The sequence below is a fragment of the Kitasatospora sp. NPDC085879 genome (genome assembly GCF_040686255.1).
Lineage (GTDB): Bacteria > Actinomycetota > Actinomycetes > Streptomycetales > Streptomycetaceae > Kitasatospora.
Window position 1 is genome coordinate 1 of the sequence record NZ_JBFBJZ010000153.1, and the last position, 6053, is coordinate 6053.

4 protein-coding genes are annotated in these 6053 nt (G+C 67.6%); 3 read left to right on the top strand and 1 reads right to left on the bottom strand.

Annotated elements, in window-relative coordinates; all coding sequences use genetic code 11:
• The first annotated feature begins 1005 nt into the window (after window positions 1-1005).
• Window positions 1006-1449, top strand: coding sequence for a zinc ribbon domain-containing protein (locus AB0P35_RS41320; protein ID WP_363521602.1), 444 nt, complete (start codon window positions 1006-1008; stop codon window positions 1447-1449).
• Between the two features lie 285 nt (window positions 1450-1734).
• Entirely contained in the window at window positions 1735-2082 is a 348-nt protein-coding gene (locus AB0P35_RS41325; RefSeq protein WP_363521604.1) for a hypothetical protein, read from the top strand.
• A 90-nt stretch (window positions 2083-2172) separates the two neighbouring features.
• On the opposite strand, the gene AB0P35_RS41330 is transcribed toward AB0P35_RS41325, so the two are convergent.
• Window positions 2173-2337 carry a hypothetical protein gene (locus tag AB0P35_RS41330; RefSeq protein ID WP_363521607.1) on the bottom strand — a complete coding sequence of 55 codons (165 nt, stop codon included), beginning with the start codon at window positions 2335-2337 and terminating at the stop codon, window positions 2173-2175.
• A 1622-nt stretch (window positions 2338-3959) separates the two neighbouring features.
• On the opposite strand from AB0P35_RS41330, the gene AB0P35_RS41335 reads away from it, so the two are divergent.
• A complete protein-coding gene (locus AB0P35_RS41335; protein WP_363521609.1) occupies window positions 3960-5471 on the top strand; it encodes a hypothetical protein in 1512 nt (503 codons plus the stop codon).
• Window positions 5472-6053 lie beyond the last annotated feature (582 nt).

Consider the following 6053-nt stretch of genomic DNA (forward strand, 5'->3'; position numbering starts at 1 on the left):
TCCCCACCACCGACAACGACTGAGCACGAGCACCGACGACGCGAGGGTCAGAACTCAACCGCCCAAACTGGGTCACGGTTCAGCCGCCGCCGACAATTCTTCTCCAAAGCCGGAGCTGGAGTCGGCACCAGTGGCCGGTCCGAAGCGCAGGTGAAAGCTGCAGGCTGAGCCTCCCGGGACATGGACACCTGAGCTTCGTGCGGTGAGCGTGATCTCACGGGATGCCGTAGTCCGCTTTTCGAACTCGATCGGGCCGAGACGGCCGAGACAGCCATGCCGGTGTCGACCCTCAGCTGGGCGAGCTGGCCGGCTCCTTGCCGCTGTCCCAGGTCAACGAGCCTCGTAGTTGCCCGGGAACGTGGCCATCCGGGCGGTGAGGGCCTTTCTCATTGCTTCGGCGCCACCGCCCACCATTGTGGGGCCGTTCCTCCACTCGGTCCGACACTGTGGAGTTCCCTCGGAACGGCGACAGCTGCCGTTGGGATGCCACCCTGCACGACCCCGTCACCCGCGTGCGCCTGCAAGGCATCGGACGCGTCAAGGTGCACCGGCACCGGCCCGTGGCCGGGAAGGTCAAAATGATCTCGGTGAAGCGCGAGGGACGACGCTGGTACATCGTTCTCACGGTTAGCCGGGTCCGGTCCGAGCTACTTCCGGAGGCGGGCGGCGCAGTCGGTGTCGACATGGGCATCGCCAGCTTCCTCGCCGACTCCACCAGTGGGTTCGTGTCCAACCTCCCCGCCACGGAAGGCCAGCGCGAAGCCGGAAGCCAAGCAGCGGACGCTCTCCCGGTACAAACGCGGTTCGAAGCGCCGCCGACGGCTCGACCACACCCACAGGACCACCCTCAGTCTGGTCCGCGATCACAGCTTCATCGCGTACGAGACCTCAGGAGCCGCAACATGCGCTGGGCTCCTGCCCCAAGCCTGACCGCGCTGGCCAGTGCATTCCTGCCCAACAGGCCGCGGCGAAGTTCGGGTTGAACCGTCCGATTGCCGATGCCGGATGGGGGTGTTCCTGACGATCCTCATCGCCGGGGCAGAATGCGCCGGCCGGGAGGCGCTGGCCGTGGACCACCACATCATCTTCCAGAGGTGCCCCGCGCGTGGGCACACCGCCCAGGAGAACCGGCCCTTACGGGCCGCTTTCCGCTGCATCGGCTGCGGTCACACCGCGCACGCTGACATGGTGGGCGCCGTCATGTTCTACGAACTGGGCTGGCCGTCGCGAAGCCTCGGCCGACATAGCGAGAAGCCCCCACGTTCACGCGGGGGAGAAGCCACTGCGGCGTTGTGGGACCGGGCACCAGCGTTCCGGCCGGAGCCTGGGATCCCACTGTCGAGCCGGTCCTGCACGTACTCCCGTAGCCGCTCGCCATCGGCCAGCTTCGCCCGCTTCGGACGACGAACGGCGACCTCCGCCCCTCACTGGGCGATCAAGGTGCGATAGTCGACCGCTTGCATCGCATGGCCGGGTTGTGCCGCAACTTACCGGAGATCGTCGACGGCGACCGCCCCCAGTTCGGCGAGCGATCTCCCGTCACGTTCCCGGAACCACCGCGCGCCGAAGAGCCCGGACGCCCTGCAGCCAGGATGGCATCCTCGCTCGTGAGTCCCTCGACGGCCCTGCAACCAGTACGCGCGCTCTACATCCTGATGAACCGGGGCCGGCCCGTTACCGCATCGCTGGACGCCTCGCAGGCCGATCCGCCCGGCGCCGCCACAATCGGGAGGTTTGCACCGACCAGTTGAATTCATCAAGCAAACCAGTCGCCAATTCGGTGATCTTGCAGGTGAGTTCGGCGACGGGCTGTCAGCCGGACGGGCTGGCCAGTGCTGGGACAATGCGCTCGCCGAGTCGTTCTTTGCCGCACCGAAGCAGGAGTTGCTCGGTGAGCGGCGGTGGACTGTCCAGGCAGTAGCCTGCATCGCGATCTTCGAGCGGATCGAGAGCCGCCACAACACCCGGGCTGCACACCAGCCTCGGGTTACCGCAGTCCCGCCAAGTGCGAAGACGTACTCGCGCCTGACCGTCACACCGATGTGTCCGTCAAAGCGGAGCATGCTCAAGAACGAACATTGACACCTGACGCGCGCAGCTGACGCCCGCACCAGGTGTCAATGCACAGGCATCACTCGATGGGCCACGGCCTCTCGAGCATGCCGGCCCGAGCTACTTGCTCACCTGGATGCTGGGGAAGTAATACCGGTACGTCGCCTGGCCCCAGCCCCAGTCGGCTGCTCCGGCGCCGACCACGGCGACGAGTCCGGCGATGATGAGGGCGGCGCGGAGACGACGGGGCTTCTTGCGGTCCCGCGCACTGGTGGTGTCGGCCATATTTCCTCGCTTTCATTATCATGCTGCGGAGCGCGCGCAGGGCGCGCCGGGAATTCCCCGGCCATGGGGAAACGCCCTTGGAGGGCGTGACGCTAGCAAGCGCGCCCGATCGCCGCGAAGACCCAGAACCTGTTGTTGGACCGCAGGGCCCAGTGGGATCCGCCAGAAATGGTCGGCTCCCGGTCGACCGTTCTGGGTCTGGCGCATTCGGTGCGCCGGTCGGCTGCCGCGGATTCCGTGCCGCGCACCCATGGCCGTGCGGGACTCCGACCCAACCGCGCAACGGGCAGGATGTATTGAATCGGCGCTGGTCAAAGGGCTGTCTGCCGCCCCGCCCTGGGGTGCAGCGGGTCCTATGCGTCCGCGGCTGCGGCGCGGCCATGCCCGGCGGTCGGGTGCGCGTTCAGGTTATCCCGGACCGGAGCAGTCGAGGATCCGGGCTCTGGGCTGGATGCGCGCGGATGGCGAGGTCGCGGCAGTCAGTCCGGGCGAAGGTCTCGCGGGCTCCTTCGAACGGAGGTGGAAGCGGGGCCGGCAGGTCGTCCTGCTCCTCCCGTCGGTCTGGTGGCAGCGCGGTGCGGCCGCCGAGATCCGGCGGCGGGAGTGCCCCCGGACCCGGACGACGGGCGTGTGCCCGCGCCGACCCAAGCACGGGCCCACGGCCAGATTCCCCCGCAAGCGGGGCACCCCCGCCTGCTTCCACAGGCCCACTGCGCACTCGTCCCGCCCGAGCGCCCTGCGGGTCGGGGTCCGCCAGGACCAGCAGGGCGCTCAGCGGGCGCCACGTTGCCGCGGCCGACAGCCGCCCCGAAACCGGCGGCCGCCTGGACCCGCACCGAGATCCACCACTACTCCTCGGAACCCGTGCGCACGGCCGGCCCGCGAGTCAACTCCACCTCGAGCGCCGCGAACTGGGCCGCCGGTAGCTTCCCGTGCGCCCGCCCGACCCGTCGAGTACAGAACCCGAAGGTTACCCTCCCGCCAGGCCTGCAGGGCCGGGACGATCACCGCAGTCTCCTCGCCCGCCCCGAACCGGGCACCGGCCGCCAGAAGCACCCCTTCACGAACCGCCCGCCGCTCAACGGTTAGGACCCCACCCCCACACACGTACCACCGGCGTGCCGCAGGATCCCCACCTGCCACCGCCGGACAGCACGACGAAAACCCCAACAGCTTCTCTGTAGCCTCGTCGCCCGGGGACAGGTACAGCACCACAGCAGGTAGACGGCCAGGTGTGTGGGGGAAGCCCGCGCGCTTGTTCCGGCAGCCGTGTGCCTCGATCGCTTCGTCCAGCGCACCCCTCGGGATCAGCGAGGTCATGGCCCCAGATCTGTCAGGCGGCCGAAGCCGCCGGTCCCAGAGTCCCGCACGATATCTATCGGGCCTGTCAACTCGGCTCTGCAAACGAGGCATTGGCAGGACGTCAAGTCGAGTACCCATGACGCCGACCCCGGCTTTGAGTGGAGATGGATGGTCCCGAACTTCTTCGAATGGGTCCTGGGGCTCACGAAAGCCCTGTCGTTTGTCTGCTTAATTCCATGCATCCCCAGCAGGCGTATCCGTACGCAACAGATCTCTCGAGCTCGGGTGCCTCGAGCTCGCCAACCCCAGGGAGACGTCCGATGAGTCTGTCACGGCGTGAATTTCTCGGTATAGGTGCGACGGCATCCGCGGCCGCGCTGCTCGGCAATGTCGGCTCGGCGTGGGGCGCGGTGGCGTCCCCGAGCGCCGGCACGGCAGTCGGCGGGCCTCTCGCAGGCTGCTCGACCTCCGGTCTGTACAACGACCTGCAGACCATGGTCTCCTTCGGACCACGGCTTACCGGTAACCCGGCGCATACCGCGTACATCAACTGGTTGGCGGATGGCCTGACCTCGGTGGGGCTGAACGTTCAGCGCACGACGCAAGCCTTCACCCGCTGGCAGCCCGGGACAACCGGTCTGCGGATCAACAGCGGGCCGTCCTCCGGTCCGGTGAACGTTGCCGCTCCCTATCCCTACTGCGGGATTACACCCAGCGGTGGTGTGACGGGGCCTCTGGTCTACGTCAATCAGGGGACGGCTCAGGACCTTGCCAATGTGAACTTGCAAGGTGCCATCGCGGTGTTCGACATCGGGCCCCTTACCGAGGTACCTCTCGGCGGCTTCGACCCCCTCAAGGTCAGCGCGTACGACCCGGACGGCACGCTCAACGCGAACGAGCCCATCAGCCTGGCGTACTACCCCACGACGCCGTTCCCCCTGCTGGATGCCGTCCAGCAGGCGGGGGCCGTCGGCGCGATCGTCATGATCGATTCCGCTCCGGGCTATGTCGCCAACCAGTGGACCCCGTACGACATTCCGATGCAGGGCATCCCGGCGGTCCTGCTGGACCGTGTCGCCTCGGGCGTCGTCCGTCCCCAGGCCCAGGCCGGCGGAGTCAGCTCCACCCTCACCATGGCCGCACAGCTCATCCCCAGCACCACCGACATGCTCGTCTCGGTGATTCCGGGTGCGAGTGACGAGATCGTCGTTCTCAACACTCACACCGACGGCCAGAACGCCATCGAGGAGAACGGCTCGGTTGTCCTGCGGGGAATCGCCCGCGCCCTGGCGGCGATCCCGCGAAACAAGCTTCCGCGGACCTATGTCATCGTCTTCTCCACGGCACACTTCCTCACGGACGGCGGCGGCCTGAAGAGCACCCAGCTGTTCATCGACAGCTACCCCGACCTGATGGCCAAGACGGTTGCCAGCTTCTGCATCGAGCACATCGGCGCACGACAGTGGGTGCAGTCCGGCAACGACTACGTTTCGACGGGTCTGACCGAACCCCACTTCCACGTCACCTCGCCCATCGCGTCCCTGCAGACTCTGTGCGCCAACGCTTCCACGGCTGCCGACTTCCGCCGCACCGAGGTCCTCAACCCCCTCCCCGGCGGTGGTCCCAACGGCAACCTGGTGGGTGAGGGCGACTGGATGTACCAGGCGGGCATCCCCACGATCCAGACCATCTCCGGCCCCCACCGTCTCCTGCAGATCGATCAGGGTTCCGTCCTCACCAACGAAATTGACGGGACGCAGTGGCAGCGTGGCGTCAACTTCGCCTTCCGCGTGGCCGGCGGCCTATCCCTGATCCCCGCCAGCCAGCTGTAAGAAGCCATCCCTGTGCCGGCCAACGGAGTTGCGTCTTGACCGCGACGCGGACGGCTTCGTCATCGATCTGTTGCCAGGGCGGGAGAGATTCGTCCTGACAACAGATCGATGATGGCATGGTGATCCCAAAGCATCTGGAGAGTGGAACTGCTGTGGTTTTTCTCATGCTGTCGGGTGGTGGCAGGTAGGGATCCCCGCGGTATGCGCGGGTGGGGGCCTTGCCGCTGAACGGCGGGCGTTTCGCGAATGGGTGCTTCTGGCGGCCGGTGCCCGGTTCGGAGCGGGCGAGGAGACCTGGCGGGAGGGTGGCATTCAGGCTCTGCAGCCGCGGGTCCGGCGGGCCTGGGGCAGGTCGGTCTTCGGATTCTGTGATCGGGCAGTTCGTGGCGTTGGAGGTGGAGTCGGCTCGCGGGCCGGCCGTGCGCACGGCTGTCGAGGATCAGCGGTGGAGGTCCAGGCGGTGGTCGGCCGCCGGTTGCGGCGGTGCGGCGAATGCTGAGACCCCCTGCTGGTCCTGGTGGGCCCCGGCCCGCCGTTCAGCGGCAAGGCCCCCACCCGCGCATACCGCGGGGATCCCTACCT

Coding starts and splice junctions, on each gene's coding strand:
- AB0P35_RS41335 (WP_363521609.1), top strand. CDS start 3,960: ATGAGTCTGTCACGGCGTGAATTTCTCGGTATAGGTGCGACGGCATCC.
- AB0P35_RS41320 (WP_363521602.1), top strand. CDS start 1,006: ATGGGGGTGTTCCTGACGATCCTCATCGCCGGGGCAGAATGCGCCGGC.
- AB0P35_RS41330 (WP_363521607.1), bottom strand. CDS start 2,337: ATGGCCGACACCACCAGTGCGCGGGACCGCAAGAAGCCCCGTCGTCTC.